Consider the following 17,395-nt stretch of genomic DNA (forward strand, 5'->3'; position numbering starts at 1 on the left):
ATGTCTCTAAACGTAACCGTTGATAACAATCTAATTGCTGAAATCGCGAGTGATTTCAATCTGCGTGAGCCCAACCGCGAAGCGCTCAAGGCCGCTGTAACACGGCTTGAATCCGGTGATTTCGATCCGCAGCAACCACAGATTCTTAACCTTGCCACTGGTGCTGGCAAGACCTATGTCATGGCTGCTCTAATTGAGTATTTGCGTCACCAAGGCCACAACAACGTCATGGTGATTACTCCAAGCACCGTTGTCCAAAACAAGACGGTGGATGATTTCAATCTGGGTAGCAAACGCTACCTGGGAGGCTTTCGAGTACCTCCTCACGTAATTACTCCTAATGATGTGCATCATCTACGCACGGATGCCGGTCAGCTTTCTTTGGGGCAAGCGACCCCATCTGATGTGTATATCTTCAATGTCCAGCAGCTCTATCCGCCTAAAGAGGGCGGTAAGAACGTAGCAACTGGAGTCGAAGATGCACGCCGAAAGACTTGGAAATTCCAAGAGACCTCCGGCGTGCTAGGCGAGCATCTTGCAGAGATTGATGATCTTGTGGTCATTATCGATGAGGTGCATCTGTTCGGTACCTCCGCCAAAATATATCAGTCAGCTTTTAAGGCGTTACTGCCTGCAGCAACCTTTGGCCTAACCGCTTCAGCCTCCAAGAACGATGACATCGTTTTCGAATATCCGCTTTACAAGGCTCTCGCCGATGGCTATGTGAAACAACCGGTTCTTGTTTACCGAAATGGCGGCTACGCCAGTGATGCCCAAGGAGAGCAGCGGCAACTCCAAGATGCTCTCTCACTCCTCAGGCGCAAGGAAGAAGCCTACTCAGAATGGAGACTCGCTCATCCAGACGGTAAGCAGACTAAACCCTTGCTTTTTGTGGTTTGCCAAAACGTAGAGCATGCGACCACTATTGCGACTCGATTGCGAGAGCCAGACTACTTTGACTCCACAGAAGCCGTCCTACAAGTCGATAGCCAGCACACCGATGCAGCTACCGAAGCTAAGCTGCGCTACCTTGACGCTGACTACTCACCGGTGCGATGCATTGTCAGTGTTAACAAGCTCCGCGAAGGATGGGATACAAAACGAATTGCGGTGATGTGTACCTTGCGTGCGATGGGCTCTGAAGTCCTCACCCAGCAGGTCATGGGACGCGGTCTCCGGCTACCTTTTGGGTCGATTACCGACGAAGCTGCCATTGATGAACTCGAGATTCTTAGCCACCAGTCTTTTGTGGACTTATTAAACAAAGAAGACGTCTTACGAGAGTTCGGTCTTGATGGGGCTATCGAAGGTGGAGTTGATACCTCTAAGCTCATCGCCGGTGGTAATAACAACGGTCATGATTCCTCCCGCGGAAACACCTCATTGTCTGGGTCTCACACTCTCACCGTCAGCGCCGTAAACCCAGACACAGATCATGATGAGGTAGCGGAAGACAAGACTGGCACCACGAGTTCAGAACCGGCGTCTAGCAGGAGTTCGAGCGGTGCTGTGGGACGCCAACGTGGCGTTTCTGCACGCAGCGTAGGTGATGATGAGACCATTGTCCTGGGCGGTGAGAACCAGCCTCCGCTGACCAATGAATACGTCACCATCAACGAAGATTTTAAGAATGTGGTGTATAGCTTCCCCACATCTTCGTTGAAGAAAACCGTCAAGCCTTTCATGCTTGATGATTATCCCTTGGCAGACGTGAAAGAATACGCTGCAAAAGTCAAAGACACTATGGCTGTCCTCGAACGCAGAAAAATCATGACGGATGCCGATTCCCAGACCGTGGAGGCTAAATCCATGGAACGCGTTAAAGTCCAGTCCTACCGCCAATCCGAGACGCAAGTCATCAGCGAGCTGGTCCAACGAGTATCGAAGATGGGAATTTTCCACAACGTCGGCCGCAATCAACGCTACCTCAAAGAACAGGTTATCCCGTATTTCATGAAGCACAGCGACATCGAGGCTTGGACTGAAAATGCGAAACAGTCTGCTGCAGATCAACTAGCTGCCTATGTGCGGAGTATTTACGAAGACTTCAAGCGAACCCCCACCTTAGAGCGCGCTATTGCAGCCAAGCCCCTTCCAGCTCAGCGCTCGATTCCAGTACCAAAGATTCATGAGCGGTTAAAAATTGAGGGATCGACCAGTGCTTCAAGAGCAGGCTATGACCGGAAAAACTTTTATGGTCCATGGAATCGGGGACTATTCAACGCTGCGCAGTTTGACTCATTCAACGCGGAGTACCGTCTAGCCTGTCTGCTCGATCTCGATCCGGATGTGGTTTGGTGGACAAGGCTCTATACCAACGACGGTGCCTGCGTGGCCTACACAGTCAATCAGAACTACTACCCAGACTTTGTCGTTCTTGATACCGATGGAGTGTATTGGATCATCGAGGCCAAAGCTGACAACGAACGAGGTGACGAAACAGTAGAGAATAAGAAAGCAGCAATGGAAGACACTCTACGCAAGCTGTACATGGTCGACGACTTTGAAGATCAGACTTGGGAGTACGTCTTAGCTTTCGAGAGTGAAATCAAGAGCGCACAATCTTTCGACGACTTAAGACCATAAATACCACAAGAGTTCTAGGCCGAGCTCGGACCACGCCTCCCCAGAACTGTGTGAGCAACGGGCGTGCTGGGGAGGCATCGGCAAGCGCATGGCTCCTCCCCTACTGCCCGCTTAAAGCACAAGCAACCCCCGCCTCCTGCATGATTCAAATGCTGTGGAGGCGGGGGTTGTGTGGAGTCAGTACAGAAACTGAGGCGTTGCCTGAACTAGGCGTACGCCTTAGTTAACTCGGCCGGTTTCCTTGCGGTACTGGCGGTAGTACCGGCGTCCGAAATGAATGGTAGCGGCGGCGCTGATGGCCACCACAACTAGGGAGATGACGCCGATGGCGATGGTCAGGCCGTAGTTGCCCTCACCTGCGGTGCCCAGCGGGGTGTCCCACACGCCGAGGCCCCAGATGAGGATGCCGGCTGCCGGCAGGCAAGACAGGATCAAACCCATGCCGATCCACGTGGAGGTGCGGAGAAGGGAAGAGTGAGGAGCTGCGAAGGATACTGGGTCGTAGCCTTCGATGTAGTTGTCCTGAATCTTGCCGGAGAACTCCGGATACGTTTCGCTCTGGTAGTCAGCAACTACGTGGGTGTTATCGCTCATGGCGGAGTCTTTCTGTCTTTCTCTCGTTCCTAGTATTCCTACGGAATAACTCTAGCTTAGTCGTCCTTGCCACGGAAAGCAGCACGTGCACGTTCGCGGGTAACGGCAGACACTGCGGTCAGTGGGACGCCAGCCGGGCAAACATCGGCGCACTCACCGTAGAGGGAGCAGTGGCCGAAGTTGGATTCCAAGTCAGCAACCATGTTGCGGGCACGGCTGCCGCGCTCTTCCTTACCCAGCGGCATCATGGACAGGTGCACCAGCTTGGCACCGGTGAACAGGTGTGCCGCACCGTTCGGGCAGGCAGCAACGCAGGCACCGCAACCGATGCAGGCAGCGTGGTCCAGCGAGTACTCGGCGGTCTCGTGGTTGATGTGCATGGTATCGGCATCCGGGGCGGTGCCGGCGTCCATGGAAACGTAACCGCCCTGCTCCATCACGTGGTCCAGTGCGGAGCGGTCAACCACCATGTCCTTGATGACGGGGTACGCAGCGGAGCGGAAGGGCTCGAGCTGAATGGTATCGCCATCGTTGAAGTTGAACAGGCGCTGCTGGCAGGCAGGGGTGTTCTGGCCCGGGCCGTGTGGGCGACCGTTGACGGTCAAACCACAGGTACCGCAGATGCCCTCGCGGCAGTCAGAGGCGAAAGCGAACGGCTCTTCGCCGCGCTCAACATAGCCTTCGTTGACGTGGTCCAATAGCTCCAGAATGGACATCTGCTCGGAGGCATCATCCACCTGGACGGTTTCGAATTTACCTTCCTGGGTGGGTCCGGCTTGACGCCAGATCTCAAGTGTCAATTTCATTACTTGTAGTTCCTTGTCATCAGCGGGATCGAGTCAAAGTACAGGGGTTCTGCGTGGCGGATGAACTCGTTCTTGTTTGCGCCCGGCTCCCAGGCGGAAACGAAGCACCAGTTTTCATCGTCACGCTCGGCTTCGCCTTCTTCAGAAAGGTGATCTTCGCGGAAGTGAGCGCCGCAGGACTCATCGCGGTCGAGGGCGTCGATGCACATGAGCTCACCCAGGTCCAGGTAATCGGCAACGCGCAGGCCGTATTCCAGGACTTGGTTCATGTCATTCGCCTCACCAGGGATGCGGACGTTCTTCCAGAAGTCATCGCGCAGCGCGCGGATCTTCTCGATGGTGTCCTTCAGGTCATCGACGTTACGGGACACACCGCAGCCGAAGTACAGCAGGTCACCCAGCTGGCGGTGGTAGTGGGACGGACCGTGCGGGTCGTCGCCGTGGACCTGCATCAGCTTGTCGATGCGCTCCTGGGACTTCTGCACGGCTTCTTGTGCCTCAGCGGAGTCCTCGGCCAGCTTGTCCTCGTTGAGGTGGTCAGCCAAGTAGTTCGGGATGGTAAACGGCAGGGTGAACCAGCCGTCAACGGAAGCCGAAAGCAGGGAGTTCGCGCCCAGGCGGTTAGCACCGTGGTAGGTCCAGGAGCACTCACCGGCGGCGAAGAGACCGTCAATAGAGGTCATCTCGTTGAAATCGGTCCACAGGCCACCCATGGTGAAGTGGCAGGTAGGAGCGATGCGCATGGGGGTCTCGTACGCGGACTCACCAATGGCCTCTTCATACATCTGAATGAGGTTGGAGTAACGCTCGCGGATCTTATCCTTACCCAGACGCTCGATGGCGTCACGGAAGTCAAGGTAGACGGAGTTCTTCAGCGGTCCAACGCCCAGACCCTTGTTGATCTGCTGGGAAATTGCACGGGAAGCAACGTCACGGGGAACCAAGTTACCGAAGGCCGGGTAGCGGCGCTCCAAGAAGTAGTCGCGCTCTTCCTCCGGAATGGTGTTGGGGTCGCGGTCATCGCCCTCTTCCTTGGGGGACCAGATGCGGCCATCGTTGCGCAGGGACTCCGACATCAAAATGGTCTTGGACTGCCAATCGGAGTTGACCGGCAGGCCCGTCGGGTGGAACTGCACGAACGCCGGGGAAGCCAGGTAAGCGCCCTTGTCATAAGCGCGCATCATGGCGCTGGCGTTGGAGTTCTTTGCCAGGGTGGACATGTGGTAGACGTTGCCGTAACCACCGGTACCCAGGATGACGGCGTGGCCGGTGAAGGCCTTGAGCTCACCGGTAATCAGGTTGCGGGTGACGATGCCGCCCGCGCGCTTCTTGCCGTTGTCATCATAGGTGATGATGTCCTGCATATCGTTGTGGGCAAATAGCTCCACATTGCCCAAGCCGATCTGGCGGTACAGTGCCGAGGTCGTGGACAGCTGCAGCTGCTGACCTGTTTGTCCACGGGTGTAGTAGGTACGGGAAACCTGCACACCACCGAAGGAACGGGTAGCCAGAGTGCCGCCGTATTCGCGGGCGAACGGGGCGCCGATGGCGTTCATGTGGTCGATAACGCGAACGGACTCGTTGGCCAGGCGCCAGCAGTCGGACTCGCGGCAGCGGTAGTCGCCGCCCTTCACGGTGTCCTTGGTGTGGCGGTAAGCGGAGTCGTTATCCACCTTCTTGGCGCGGGAGGCGTTGACACCACCCTGCGCAGCAATGGAGTGCGCGCGGCGCGGGGAGTCGTGGTAGGTAAAAACCTTGACGCCGTAGCCCAATTCACCAAGGGCTGCCGCAGCGGCACCCGCGGACAAGCCGGTACCTACGACGAGGACCTCGAACTTGCGGCGGTTCAGTGGGGAGACCAGGTTCATGTGGTCAACGTGGTGAGCCCACATATCCTTCATCGGCACGCCGTGCGGTTCCTGGGATTCCAGGATATTACCAGCGGAGACGCCCTCAACGATGGACTTTGGGTGCGAGAAGTTGGGGTGTTCACGCTTGAGTTCAGTAGTAGTCATGGGTTCCTATCTCCTTTAGCTGACCAAGCCCAGGGCAACGGACAAAGGCATAACGATGTTGCCGATGCATACAACGGCCGGAATGATGTAGGCCAAGACCAAGAAGGTCTGACGCCATTTTGCACCGGTGATACCCAGGTCAGATGCGGCAAGGCGGATGCCGTGGGTCAGGTGCAGGAAGAGGCAGCACATTGCCAGCACGTAGAAGATGGTGACCGGCCAACGGCTAAAGGTTTCGATCATATTGGCCTTGACAGAGCCTTCAACGAAGCCCTCTGGGGCCATCGGCTGTACGCCCATGGTGAGGTCCAGCAGGTGGAAGATGATGAAGAGCAGCAGCACGACACCGGTTACCAGCATGGACTTGGTGGCGAAGGAATCCAGGCCACCCATCAGGTTGGTGCGCTTGAACTTGCCGCGGGATGCCTTGGAGCGGGAAGCCAAGGTAAAGGCACCGTAGATGTGGGCAAGGATTGCCACGATCAGCACGATGCGGATGATCCACAGGGCAGAGCCATGCGGCAACAGCGGTTCACCCATAGAGCGCAGGAACTCGCCGTACTCATCCAGGGCGGGCTCACCGTTGTGTGCCGGCATGTACAGCTTCAGGTTGCCGGCCATGTGGCCGACGACGAAAAGCGCAAAGAGCAAACCGGTAACGGCCATGATGAGCTTCAGTACCCACGATGGCGTTCCGGGCTGCTGACGAATTGGTTCATTAGTGATGTGGCCGTGAGCGATTGCCTCACGGTCCGGATTTCTTAAAGTCATGACACCTCCATAGTCGTACTTACCTTAACTGGGCTTAACCGCTGGTTACTAGTTATTTTCGAGCGGCCAATTGCTCCTGGTTCGCAAGCGCGACTAGGCGGTGAGATCTTTTAGGTAAGGGTATCCTGAGAACAAGAATGCGAAAACGCTGTTACCTTGGGTACCTTCATTTCCGCAATGCAGATGTTTCATATTTGTAGCTTAAATTGTGAGCTTCGCCACTCCATGTTGCGCAAGTGATTAACCCACCCCTTTATGTGTCAAACTTTCGCATGAAACCCCACAAACAGCGTGTCCAGGTAGCGAAGAGTCTTCACAAAATTTTCGCCATAAAGATGCACAGCCGCGCTCGCTACTAGTAACCTTTGGCGCATGAGTAAGACGTATGTGGGATCTCGCCTTCGCCAGCTTCGCCGCGAACGCGATCTCAGCCAAGCCTCCCTAGCTGGCACCCTCGGCCTTTCCGCTAGTTACGTCAACCAGATTGAACACGACGTCCGCCCGCTGACGGTGCCGGTGCTGCTGCGCATTACCGAGGTCTTTGGCGTCGACGCCACGTTTTTCTCCCGCGATGATGATTCCCGCCTCCTCGCAGAGATCCAGGACGTCATCCAAGACAAGGAGCTATGCCCCTCCCCAGTGGAACTGCAGGAGCTATCGGAGCTGGTGTATAACCACCCCACCGTTGCCCGCACGCTTGTCGATGTACACCGCCGCTACCGCAATGTGCGCGATAAGCTGTCGCTGGCTACGGATACGAGGAGGACATCGGAAAGCGCCGCTGCCCTATCCATGCCACACGATGAGGTGCGGGACTTCTTTTATGCCCGGCAGAATTACTTGGACGGGCTGGACCATCACGCAGAGGAGCTTGCCGGTGACCTCGGCGTTTCCGGGTTCGGCATTCGCGATACCGAAAAAGCGCTGGCAAACCGGCTGCGCGAGAAACACGGCGTAGAAATCGAGCTGACGGCGCAGATGGATGGCACGCTGCACCGCTTTGACCGCGAGAGCGGGCAGTTCACGCTCGCCTCGCGCCTGAGCGAGGGCCAACGCGCCTTCCGCATGGCCGCCGAGCTCGGGCTGCTCGAGGCCCAAGACCAGATCTCAGCGCTCGTGGCCGATGAACCCTTTACCTCTGATTCCTCCCGCAGCCTGGCCAAACGAGGCCTAGCCAGCTACTTCGCCGCCGCCACGCTCATGCCCTATGCCATGATGCACAGCGAGGCCGAGCGCGCCGGCTATGACGTGGAATACCTGTGCCAGGTCTTCGGCGTGGGATACGAGACGGTCGCCTCCCGGCTCTCCACCCTGCAGCGCGATAACCTGCGCGGCGTTCCGTTTACCTTCGTGCGCGTGGATCGCGCCGGCAATATGTCCAAGCGGCAATCCGCCACCGGCGTGCACTTTTCCAATAACGGCGGCACCTGCCCGCTGTGGAATGTCTACGAGACCTTCACCCGTCCAGGTGTCATCTCGCGCCAGCTCGCGCAAATGCCCGATGGCCGCAACTACCTGTGGATTTCCCGCGCCGTGCAGCACCACCAAGGACGCTACGGCGATACTAATAAGCTCTTCGCCATTGGCTTAGGCTGCGAGGCCCGCCACGCCGATCGCACGGTTTATGCGGAGGGCCTCGATCTCACCAATCTCCACGCCGCCACCCCCATCGGGCCAGGGTGTCGCACCTGCGCCCGGGAAAACTGCTCGCAGCGCGCTTTCCCGCCCATCAACGAGGCAATCAATATCGATATCCACCGCTCGGCGGTCGCGCCTTACTAGCTGGGCTTTTATCCGCACACAGCGAAACGGCACCGCGGTCCTCCTTTCTGGAGAACGCTGCGGTGCCGTTATGCGGTATAGGGGACGCTTGTTTAGAGGTTGATCATGTGGCCGCTGATGCCCTCGGCGGCTTCCTTCATGGCCTCAGACAAGGTCGGGTGGGTGTGTACGTTGCGGCCGATTTCCTCAGTGGTCAGGTCGAAACGCTGCGCCAAGGTCAGCTCAGGCAGGAGCTCCGACACGTTGGAGCCCACCATGTGCCCGCCGATGAGCTCGCCGAACTCGCCGTCAGCAATAAGCTTGACAAAGCCGGCGGTCTCATTCAGGCCGGCGGCCTTACCGTTTGCAGAGAACGGGAAGGTAGCAACCTTGATGTCCTTATCCGGGAACTTCTCCTTGGCTGTCTCTTCGGTGTAACCGAAGGATGCAACCTGCGGGTTGCAGAAGGTAGCGCGCGGCATGTTGTTGTAGTCACCCAAAAGCTGGGTTTCTGCATCAGCAATGGTTTCTGCCGCTACAACGCCCTGCGCCTCTGCCACGTGTGCCAGCTGCAGCTTCGCGGTGACGTCACCGATGGCGTAAATGTGGTCAACGTTGGTGCGCATCCGGTCATCGATGTCGATGGCACCGCGCTCAGTCAGCTCAACGCCGGTGTTCTCAAGGCCAAAGCCCTCAACGCGCGGGGCGAAGCCGATGGAGATCATGGCGCGGTCCACGGTCAAGGTGTCCTGCTTGGAGCCATCCTTGGATTCCACCTCAACGGTGACATCGTCGCCGTTGTCCTTCACAGAGGTGGTCTTGTAACCGGTCAGGAGCTTAACGCCAAGCTTCTTGTACTGCTTGGCAATCTCCTTGGATACGTCCTTGTCCTCGTTCGGCAGGACGCGGTCCATAAACTCCACGATGGTGACGTCCACACCGTAGTTGGCCAGCACGTAAGCAAACTCCATGCCGATGGCGCCGGCGCCCACGATGACCATGGACTTCGGTGCTTCCTCGTTCAGGATCTGCTCTTCATAGGAAACGATATTGCCGCCCAGCTCAACGCCAGGCAGGGACTTGACCACGGAACCGGTGGCGATGATGCAGTCATCGAAGGTAACGGTCTTACCTTCGTCATCGCCCTCAGTAATCTCAATGGTCTTATCGTCCTTGAAGGAACCCAGACCGTTGATCTCGGTGATCTTGTTCTTCTTCATCAAGTAGTGAACGCCCTTGACGATGCCCGAAGAAACCTTGCGGGAACGCTTGTGGGCTACACCGAAATCAAAGGAAACATCGCCGGAGATGCCAAAAGCCTTCGCCTCGTGGTTGAAGGTGTGGGCAACCTCTGCATTCTTCAGCAGCGACTTGGAGGGAATACAGCCTACGTTGAGGCAGACTCCGCCCCAGTACTGCTTTTCAATAACAGCGACTTTCTTTCCAAGCTGAGCTGCGCGGATGGCGGCAACGTAGCCGCCAGGGCCCGCACCGAGTACTACTACGTCATAATGTTCGTTAGTCACGCCCTACAGGATACGTAACTTTGTCCTCAATGTCGCGTAATTGCTCACAGTTGGGGGCACCCCACCCCAGGGCGCGGCGAGGATAAGGAAAGGGCCGTGCAAGGGGGCATCGGCAAGCAGCAGATGCACCCCCGCAGGGCCCTGAGCAACCGTGGGCTTAAATCAAGCCCAAGGATGCAAGCAGCTTGGAATATGCATCCATTGCCGAGTGGACGAATGGCCCAATGAATTCGTTGAAGGACACGAGGGCGGAATCGAAAACGTTCATTGCTGTTCTTTCTCTTGATGGGGGCGCGAGTACACAAACGCACTGCTTAGCTTTTCACACAAAAAGCACTAACGCAGCCGCTACTGATGTCATACAGAAAGCAACCGCGTCACGCCGTGCTTCACTGGAAAATTATGACACAGGAACCTCAGTTATCACAGCGTTACTTATCATTGATAGCGAAAAAGGCAATAAAGGTATGCCTACCCCCGCTACTCCCCCACATCAGTGAAAGTCTTTACCGGCAAGCATTTATTGGGCACTATTAATGGTTAGGTCTACATGTAGGAATACTGAATATACTTCCCTCAACATGCCGATTTTTCGCGGCCGAAGTATAGTTATCGAGTCCACTCCCCACTGGAAAGAAGCACCATGAAGCGTCTTAATTCTATCCTCGCGGCAGCTGCGGTTTGCACGGGCTTAGCTTATGCTCCCGTGGCGGGCGCAGCCGAGCTCACCCCGCAGCAGGTGGCGGGCGAAGCCGCACAGTCCACGATTTCCCCGCTGGAACCTACCCCGGAGATCGAGGGTAAGTCTTGGTACAAGAAGTACAAGGACGACGCGCGCGTTGAAGCGCTCGAGGCAACCTCGCCGGCAATGAATGACCGGAAGATTCCGCTAGCCGTCATCCGCGCCAAAAGCGAAAACCGCCCAACCATCTACCTGCTCAATGGCGCAGGCGGAGCAGAACAAGACATGGATTGGCTGAAGCTTTCTGATGCCGTTGATTTCTACCACGAAAAGGACGTCAACGTCGTAGTCCCGCAGGCCGGTGCATTCTCCTACTACACCGACTGGATCTCTGAGCCGAATTCAGAATTCCTGCAGGGACCACAAAAGTGGGAAACCTTCCTGACCAAGGAACTGCCGGGTGCAATTGAAAAGCACATCAACGCGGATAACCACCGCGCCATTGCCGGCATGTCCATGTCCGCTACCTCTTCCCTGCTGCTGGCACAGCACAACCAAGGCTTCTACGATGCAGTGGGCTCATACGCCGGTTGTGCAGCTACCGCTTACCCGCTGGAGCGCCAGGCCGTAGAGCTGACCGTCAACCGCGGCGGCGGCAGCGTGGACCAGATGTGGGGCCCGTACGGCTCCGAGACCAACCGTTACAACGACGCCATGATGAACGCCGATAAGCTGCACGGTACCGAGCTCTACATTTCTTCCGGTTCCGGCTTGGCAAGTGAACAGGACACCTATAGCTACCTGCGCTCTATGGGTCTGGACCAAGAAGAAGCAGTACGCGGTTCCTCCACCCTGCAGGTTGAGGGCGGCGGCATCGAAGCTGGAGTGAACTACTGCACCCACAACTTCAAGGCCAAGCTTGACCAGGCCGGAGTGCCAGCCACCTACAACTTCCGCAATACCGGAACCCACTCGTGGCCGCACTGGAAAGAGGATCTGAAGGATTCTTGGCCAGTTTTCGAGCGGGCATTCAATAGCTAAATTTCGGCTGCGCGTGACGGGCGGTAGGATCGCAATATTATGACATTGCTTCCTACCGCCTTTTCGCGTGCGCATACTGATCCTTATACCGGCGTGGACTTCAACCTTGGGTTTGAAGTCACCCACTACACGCTGGACTTGAACTACCGCGTGGAGCCTAACCTGCTGCAGGGTGAGGCCATTTTAAACGTGCGCGCGGTGGAAGAGCTGACCTCCTTCACTTTGGACCTCGGCGGGGCGATGGTGGCGCGGCGCGTGACCGCCAAGCACGCCCCGCGGGTGGCTAAATTCCGCCAATCTTCCGGGAAGCTGCGCCTGCGTTTTGCGTCCGAAATTCCCGCCGGTACCGAGTTTGAGCTGCATATTCGCTACGGCGGCAGCCCGCGCCCCATCCGCACCACGTGGGGAGAAATTGGCTGGGAGGAAACCGAATCCGGCTCGTTGGTGGCCAGCCAGCCCAATGGCGCGCCCAGCTGGTTCCCATGCGATGACACACCTTCAGAAAAGGCGACGTATGACATCATCATCACCGCTGATAGCCCCTTTACCGTCGTTTCCAATGGCGAATTGGTCTCCCGCAAGGCCGGCGGTTCCACCACCCGGTGGCACTACCGCACTCGCCACCCCATGGCCACATACCTGGCAACGGTACAGGTAGGCGAGTTCTCTTCTTATTCGCTGGGGGCTGATACCCAGGCGTGGGCGCCGGCGTTCTTGCGCGAGCGCGTACGCGAAGAGTTTTCCCGGCAGCAGGAGATGGTGGATTTCTTCTCCTCTATTTACGGGCCTTATCCCTTCCCCACCTATCAGGTCGTCATTACCGAGGATGAGCTGGAGATTCCCCTCGAGGCCCAAGGCCTGTCCATCTTTGGTTCCAACCATGTGAAGGGTGATCACGCCTTCGAGCGGCTCATCGCACACGAGCTGTCCCACCAATGGTTTGGCAATTCCGTTGGCCTTTCTGAGTGGAAGGATATTTGGCTCAATGAGGGTTTTGCCTGCTACAGCGAGTGGTTGTGGGGCGAGCATAAGGGAGGCGCGTCCGCGCGCGAGGCTGCGCGCTCGCATTACCAAGTCCTGACGCGCAAGCGCCAAGACATCAAGGTTTCTGATCCAGGCGCGCGCGATATGTTCGATGACCGCGTGTATAAGCGCGGCGCCCTCGCGGTACACGCCATTCACCGGCTGCTTGGCGATGCCTTCTTCCCCACCCTCTCCTTTTACCTCACCCAGCACCAGCACTCCGTGGTTCAGCCCTCCGATCTCCTCTCCGCCTTCCGTGAGGCCGCGCCGGACGCCGCTCTTTTCGATGCCACCGTTGCCGCATGGCTCGATGAAACAGCGTTGCCTAAGTTTCCGGATTAGTGGTTTTGGTTGCGTTTTAGGTGCGTTTTGGGCGTGTTTGGTTGTAGCTGAACCCGTTTGAGTGGGGAATGTACAGTCTATTGACCATTTCCTTTCTTGCTGTTGCGCTGGCGTTTTATTGGATTAAAATAGAACATGAAAGCGAAACAGGAAGGAGGGAACCATGGAAACTGCAAAGCACACGGAAATCAATTCAGCCATTTCAGATGTGGCTGCGGGGCTTACGCGCCTGCGCAACCTTATGCAGAATCCGGACGATCTCTCCTTCGAGTTGCTCCACCCCAACTTCGAACATTTAGAGCGAGCGCTGGGCAATAAATCCACCATCGATGCCGCCTTTGCCTTCATTGCAGAGCGCGATGATGCCGGCAGGCGGGTCGGCTCCTCTAAGGCCAAGGACTACTTAGTCGCTCGCCTTGGCCTCACGGAATCCGAAGCCGCTGCCCGCCTGCGCAATGGCAAGAACCTCTTTGCTCCCATCGAGGATCCTGAACCTACTCCCCCGCCAGCAGACGACGAGGCGGACGCGGTGGCGCAAAAGAAAGCCGAGGAGGAAGCGCGCCGCCGCGCCGATCGTGAGCGCCGGGCGGAAGAACAACGCCGCAAGAAGCTCTTCGAGGAAGACCCCATCCCGGAGCGCGTCCTCAACCTCATCGAACGGGAACTGCGCAACCTCAATAAGTTCGCGGTTCCTGGGCCGCGAGAGCTGCGCAATAAGGCTCTAGAGGAAGCCAAGCGCCGCTCCTATGAGTCCCTGCGCGATTGGCTACGTCAGGCCATCCGCAAGGCGAATAAGCATGCCGTCGATCCCTCCGGGAAGCGCGATCCACACGCGGCCACGCGCAAGCGCCGCTTCAGCATTTCTCACCAAGATGCAGACGGTGGCGTGCACATCTCCGGCTACCTTGATGCCTCCGCCGCTGCGGTCTTGGCTAGTGCCTTCGCCCCTGCCAAGAATAAGGGCAGCGAGAGCCTGAGCCCCGAAGACGATACGCGTACCTATGCCCAGCGCATGGCGGATCAATTGACCGCGGCTCTAGGTAGCTACTTGTCCGCAGGGCAAAAGAAATCGGACGGCCTCGGCTCCTTCTTTGTGGCCACTACCCTTGAAGAGCTACAAGCGATGAACAGCGACACCCGCTTCACCACGAGCGTGGGAATCGACCTATCCCCGCTCGATCTCCTCCGCCTGGGCGCTGCTCAGCACGACTTTTTCTGCGCCGTCGATGACAAAGGCTTCCCGCTCGAGCTCGGGCGCACCAAGCGCACCGCGTCGCTGTGGCAAAAGCTGGCGCTTGCCGCCAGTGAAATCGTGTGCACCCACCCGGACTGCAACCGGCCGTGGCAAGACTGCGATGTCCACCACCTGCAGGCATGGTCCCACGGGGGAGCTACAGACCTCCGGAACCTCACCCTGCTCTGCCGTCGGCACCACGTGGACAATAACGATAACCGCGATGGCCACAATGGCATGGGGCATGCGGAAAGAGACCCGGAAACGGGACGCGTGGGCTACCGCTCAGCGCATACCGGCGGGCTTTCGCCCTCGGTGGAGCTCAATAACTCCCCCGCTGCAGAGCAAGCCCCGGCGCGCAAGCTCGCCGACCCACCTGCTCAGCCTCATGAACCGGTGGATTCACCACCCGGTTCCCCGGCCGAATCGCCACAAGCTTCAGGGACGGACTCACCATCTTCTCCGCCGCCTCCCGGTGCAGCGTGAGCTGCCCTACTATCCACCCGCGACCGTGCCTTCAGGCCGTACGATCATGCCGTACGGCCTAGAAGTGCGTGTACAAGCGTTTTGGGGCTGTCCACGCGCAGCGCTTATGCGGACTGCCCTACACTGGAGACTCATGCACACCATGCTCGTTACTGGCGGCGCCGGCTTCATCGGCGCCAATTTCGTGCGCCTCATGGCCAAGGTGCGCCCAGATACCCGCATCACAGTCTTGGATAAGCTGACCTACGCCGGCAACCGGGATAACCTTGCGGGGCTCGATGTGGAATTAGTGGAGGGCGATATCGCGGACGCTACGGTGGTGAATCCGCTCGTCGCCAAGGCGGATATCGTCGTGCACTTCGCCGCCGAATCCCATAATGATAATTCCCTGCGGGATCCGTCCCCGTTTATCCACACCAATGTGGTGGGCACCTATACCCTTCTAGAGGCGTGCCGGACAAACGATGTCCGCTTTCACCACGTTTCTACCGATGAGGTATTCGGGGACTTAGAAGTTGGGGCGGATACCAAGTTCACGGAGGATACCGCATACGCGCCCTCCAGCCCTTATTCGGCTACCAAGGCGAGCTCCGATCACCTCGTGCGGGCATGGGTCCGATCCTTTGGCCTGCGCGCCACCATTTCCAATTGCTCAAATAATTACGGGCCATACCAACACATCGAAAAGTTCATCCCGCGCCAAATCACCAATATCCTCTCCGGGCATACCCCCAAGCTCTACGGCACGGGCGAGCAGGTTCGAGACTGGATCCACGTCGACGATCACAACGCGGCGGTGCTAAAAATCATCGAGGAAGGGCGGATAGGCGAAACGTATAATATCGGCGCTGACCAGCCGGACATCGATAATAAGCGCATCATCGAGATAATCTGCGAACTCATGGGCCACACCCAGGAAGGTCGAGCCCTGTACGAGCACGTGGCGGACCGGCCCGGCCATGACCAACGCTATGCCATGGATGCCTCCAAGCTGCGCCGCGAATTGGATTGGCATCCCCGCTATACCGATATCCGGGCGGGACTGGAAGATGCCATCGCCTGGTATCGCGATAACGAAACGTGGTGGCGCTCCCAAAAGGAATCTGTAGAAGCCCGCTATAAAGAGCAAGGACAGTAATTATGCAGGTACACAACACCGCCATTAAAGGCCTACTCATCATTGAGCTAGACGTGCACGGGGATAACCGCGGCTGGTTCAAGGAAAACTGGCAGCGCGAAAAACTTAGCGAGGCCGCGCCAGATCTGGCTTCGTTCCAGCCGGTGCAAAATAATATTTCTTATAACCGCACTGGTGCCACGCGAGGGCTACACGCCGAGCCCTGGGACAAGCTCGTCTCCGTCGCGCACGGCAAGATCTTTGGCGCGTGGTGCGATCTGCGGGAAGGATCCGAAACTTTCGGGGAAATCGTCACCCATGAAGTGGGGCCGGAGACCGCCGTATTTGTACCGCGCGGGGTTGCCAATGGCTTTCAAGCGCTCGAGGAAACTTCCTACTCCTACCTGGTTAACGAGCACTGGTCCCCCGATGCTCGCTATACCGGAATCAACCTCGACGCCGTGGAGTGGCCCCTCGAACCACGCGAGGTATCAGAAAAGGATAAGCGCCTGCCGGCGCTTGCAGATGTAGAGCCCATGCCTCCCCGCACAATCCTCGTTACCGGTGCGAATGGTCAGCTCGGCAGGGCGCTGAAGCGGGTTCTCAAGAATGCCGAGTTCTGCACCCATACGGAGTTCGACATCACCAATCCCCCGCAGCGCCAGTGGAAGCAATACGAGGCCATCATCAACTGCGCCGCCTACAACGACGTCAATGGCGCCGAGGACGATCGCGCCGCCGCCTGGGCCGTCAACGCCGAAGCCCCGGCGAAGCTCGCCCGCATCGCTGCCGAAAACCAGCTGGCCTTCGTGCACGTATCCAGCGACTACATCTTCGATGGATCCAAGGAGCTGCATACCGAAGACGAGATCCCCTCGCCCCTTTCCGCCTACGGAGCGTCGAAGGCCGCTGGCGAAACCGCCGCGCAAACCGCACCGCAGCATTATGTTGTGCGCACCTCGTGGGTATTTGGCGATGGCCCGAACTTCATCGCCACCATGCGCCGCCTCGCCGAAGCGGATAAGGAGCCGAAGGTCATCCATGACCAGCGCGGGCGCCCCACCTTTGCCGAGGATTTGGCGAAGGGCATCGCGCATCTCTTGTGCACCCGCCCCGAGTACGGGATTTATAATATCTCCAACTCCGGCGATACCGTCGGGCGCGATGAAATGGCGATGTCCGTATTCATCGGCTTAGGCCACGACCCATCAGAGGTCACGCCGGTAAGCACCGAACAGTATCGGGAAATCGCCGGACCCGAGGCACCACGGCCCAAAGAATCGACGCTTGCCCTAGATAAAATCGAAGCCACGGGCTTTTCCCCGCAGAATTGGCGGGCCGCCCTCGCCTTGTACCTCGCGCTGTACCCTAGCGTACCTGGCGAGCCCAGCAAGGCCAGCGAGGAGTAGCG

The 17,395-nt window shown here is 57.8% G+C and carries 12 protein-coding genes; 7 read left to right on the forward strand and 5 right to left on the reverse strand.

From position 1 onward, the window contains the following. The gene (locus ABRP86_RS00835) at window positions 1–2,586 is read left to right on the forward strand and encodes a DEAD/DEAH box helicase (RefSeq protein WP_349862094.1); all 2,586 of its coding nucleotides are present in this window, start codon (window positions 1–3) and stop codon (window positions 2,584–2,586) included. Window positions 2,587–2,805: 219 nt separating this feature from the next. Here ABRP86_RS00835 and ABRP86_RS00840 read toward each other — a convergent pair whose 3' ends face one another. Genes ABRP86_RS00840 through ABRP86_RS00855 form a run of 4 tightly spaced genes read right to left on the reverse strand, consistent with a single transcriptional unit; the run spans window position 2,806 to window position 6,772 of the window. Further along, a complete protein-coding gene (locus tag ABRP86_RS00840) occupies window positions 2,806–3,180 on the reverse strand; it encodes a hypothetical protein (RefSeq protein WP_349862095.1) in 375 nt (124 codons plus the stop codon). A gap of 56 nt (window positions 3,181–3,236) precedes the next feature. Next, window positions 3,237–3,986 (reverse strand): succinate dehydrogenase/fumarate reductase iron-sulfur subunit, encoded by a 750-nt coding sequence (locus tag ABRP86_RS00845; RefSeq protein ID WP_005276565.1) that lies wholly within the window; start codon window positions 3,984–3,986, stop codon window positions 3,237–3,239. After that, a complete protein-coding gene (locus tag ABRP86_RS00850; RefSeq protein ID WP_284636605.1) occupies window positions 3,986–6,001 on the reverse strand; it encodes a fumarate reductase/succinate dehydrogenase flavoprotein subunit in 2,016 nt (671 codons plus the stop codon). Before ABRP86_RS00850 ends, ABRP86_RS00845 begins: the two co-directional genes overlap by 1 nt. A 15-nt stretch (window positions 6,002–6,016) precedes the next feature. Further along, window positions 6,017–6,772, reverse strand: coding sequence for a succinate dehydrogenase cytochrome b subunit (locus ABRP86_RS00855; RefSeq protein WP_005276563.1), 756 nt, complete (start codon window positions 6,770–6,772; stop codon window positions 6,017–6,019). A 372-nt stretch (window positions 6,773–7,144) separates the two neighbouring features. On the opposite strand from ABRP86_RS00855, the gene ramB reads away from it, so the two are divergent. Continuing rightward, the gene (ramB, locus tag ABRP86_RS00860) at window positions 7,145–8,554 is read left to right on the forward strand and encodes an acetate metabolism transcriptional regulator RamB (protein ID WP_349862096.1); all 1,410 of its coding nucleotides are present in this window, start codon (window positions 7,145–7,147) and stop codon (window positions 8,552–8,554) included. Window positions 8,555–8,646: 92 nt separating this feature from the next. Here the strand turns inward: ramB and lpdA are convergent, their stop codons facing one another. Continuing rightward, window positions 8,647–10,059: a dihydrolipoyl dehydrogenase gene (lpdA, locus tag ABRP86_RS00865; RefSeq protein ID WP_349862097.1), complete on the reverse strand. Its 1,413-nt coding sequence runs from the start codon at window positions 10,057–10,059 to the stop codon at window positions 8,647–8,649. Between the two features lie 643 nt (window positions 10,060–10,702). On the opposite strand from lpdA, the gene ABRP86_RS00870 reads away from it, so the two are divergent. The 5 genes from ABRP86_RS00870 (at window position 10,703) to rfbD (ending at window position 17,393) form a co-directional block, all read left to right on the forward strand. Beyond that, window positions 10,703–11,782, forward strand: a complete 1,080-nt coding sequence (locus tag ABRP86_RS00870) for an alpha/beta hydrolase (RefSeq protein ID WP_349862098.1) — start codon at window positions 10,703–10,705, stop codon at window positions 11,780–11,782. A gap of 39 nt (window positions 11,783–11,821) precedes the next feature. Then, window positions 11,822–13,147 (forward strand): M1 family metallopeptidase, encoded by a 1,326-nt coding sequence (locus ABRP86_RS00875; RefSeq protein ID WP_349862099.1) that lies wholly within the window; start codon window positions 11,822–11,824, stop codon window positions 13,145–13,147. Between the two features lie 163 nt (window positions 13,148–13,310). Then, the gene (locus tag ABRP86_RS00880) at window positions 13,311–14,867 is read left to right on the forward strand and encodes a DUF222 domain-containing protein (RefSeq protein ID WP_349862100.1); all 1,557 of its coding nucleotides are present in this window, start codon (window positions 13,311–13,313) and stop codon (window positions 14,865–14,867) included. Window positions 14,868–15,000: 133 nt separating this feature from the next. Next, window positions 15,001–16,005 carry a dTDP-glucose 4,6-dehydratase gene (gene rfbB, locus ABRP86_RS00885; RefSeq protein ID WP_298695101.1) on the forward strand — a complete coding sequence of 335 codons (1,005 nt, stop codon included), beginning with the start codon at window positions 15,001–15,003 and terminating at the stop codon, window positions 16,003–16,005. Window positions 16,006–16,007: 2 nt separating this feature from the next. Next, entirely contained in the window at window positions 16,008–17,393 is a 1,386-nt protein-coding gene (rfbD, locus tag ABRP86_RS00890) for a dTDP-4-dehydrorhamnose reductase (RefSeq protein ID WP_349853418.1), read from the forward strand. The last annotated feature ends 2 nt before the right edge of the window (window positions 17,394–17,395 follow it).

It is taken from the genome of Corynebacterium sp. KPL3927, assembly GCF_040225835.1.
In the GTDB taxonomy this organism is placed as follows: domain Bacteria; phylum Actinomycetota; class Actinomycetes; order Mycobacteriales; family Mycobacteriaceae; genus Corynebacterium.

What these genes read in the sequence shown, in the direction of transcription:
- ABRP86_RS00840 (WP_349862095.1), bottom strand. Translation starts at nt 3,180, where the DNA reads ATGAGCGATAACACCCACGTAGTTGCTGACTACCAGAGCGAAACGTAT.
- rfbB (WP_298695101.1), top strand. Translation starts at nt 15,001, where the DNA reads ATGCACACCATGCTCGTTACTGGCGGCGCCGGCTTCATCGGCGCCAAT.
- ABRP86_RS00850 (WP_284636605.1), bottom strand. Translation starts at nt 6,001, where the DNA reads ATGACTACTACTGAACTCAAGCGTGAACACCCCAACTTCTCGCACCCA.
- ABRP86_RS00835 (WP_349862094.1), top strand. Translation starts at nt 1, where the DNA reads ATGTCTCTAAACGTAACCGTTGATAACAATCTAATTGCTGAAATCGCG.
- rfbD (WP_349853418.1), top strand. Translation starts at nt 16,008, where the DNA reads ATGCAGGTACACAACACCGCCATTAAAGGCCTACTCATCATTGAGCTA.
- ABRP86_RS00855 (WP_005276563.1), bottom strand. Translation starts at nt 6,772, where the DNA reads ATGACTTTAAGAAATCCGGACCGTGAGGCAATCGCTCACGGCCACATC.
- ramB (WP_349862096.1), top strand. Translation starts at nt 7,145, where the DNA reads ATGAGTAAGACGTATGTGGGATCTCGCCTTCGCCAGCTTCGCCGCGAA.
- ABRP86_RS00875 (WP_349862099.1), top strand. Translation starts at nt 11,822, where the DNA reads ATGACATTGCTTCCTACCGCCTTTTCGCGTGCGCATACTGATCCTTAT.
- ABRP86_RS00845 (WP_005276565.1), bottom strand. Translation starts at nt 3,986, where the DNA reads ATGAAATTGACACTTGAGATCTGGCGTCAAGCCGGACCCACCCAGGAA.
- ABRP86_RS00880 (WP_349862100.1), top strand. Translation starts at nt 13,311, where the DNA reads ATGGAAACTGCAAAGCACACGGAAATCAATTCAGCCATTTCAGATGTG.
- ABRP86_RS00870 (WP_349862098.1), top strand. Translation starts at nt 10,703, where the DNA reads ATGAAGCGTCTTAATTCTATCCTCGCGGCAGCTGCGGTTTGCACGGGC.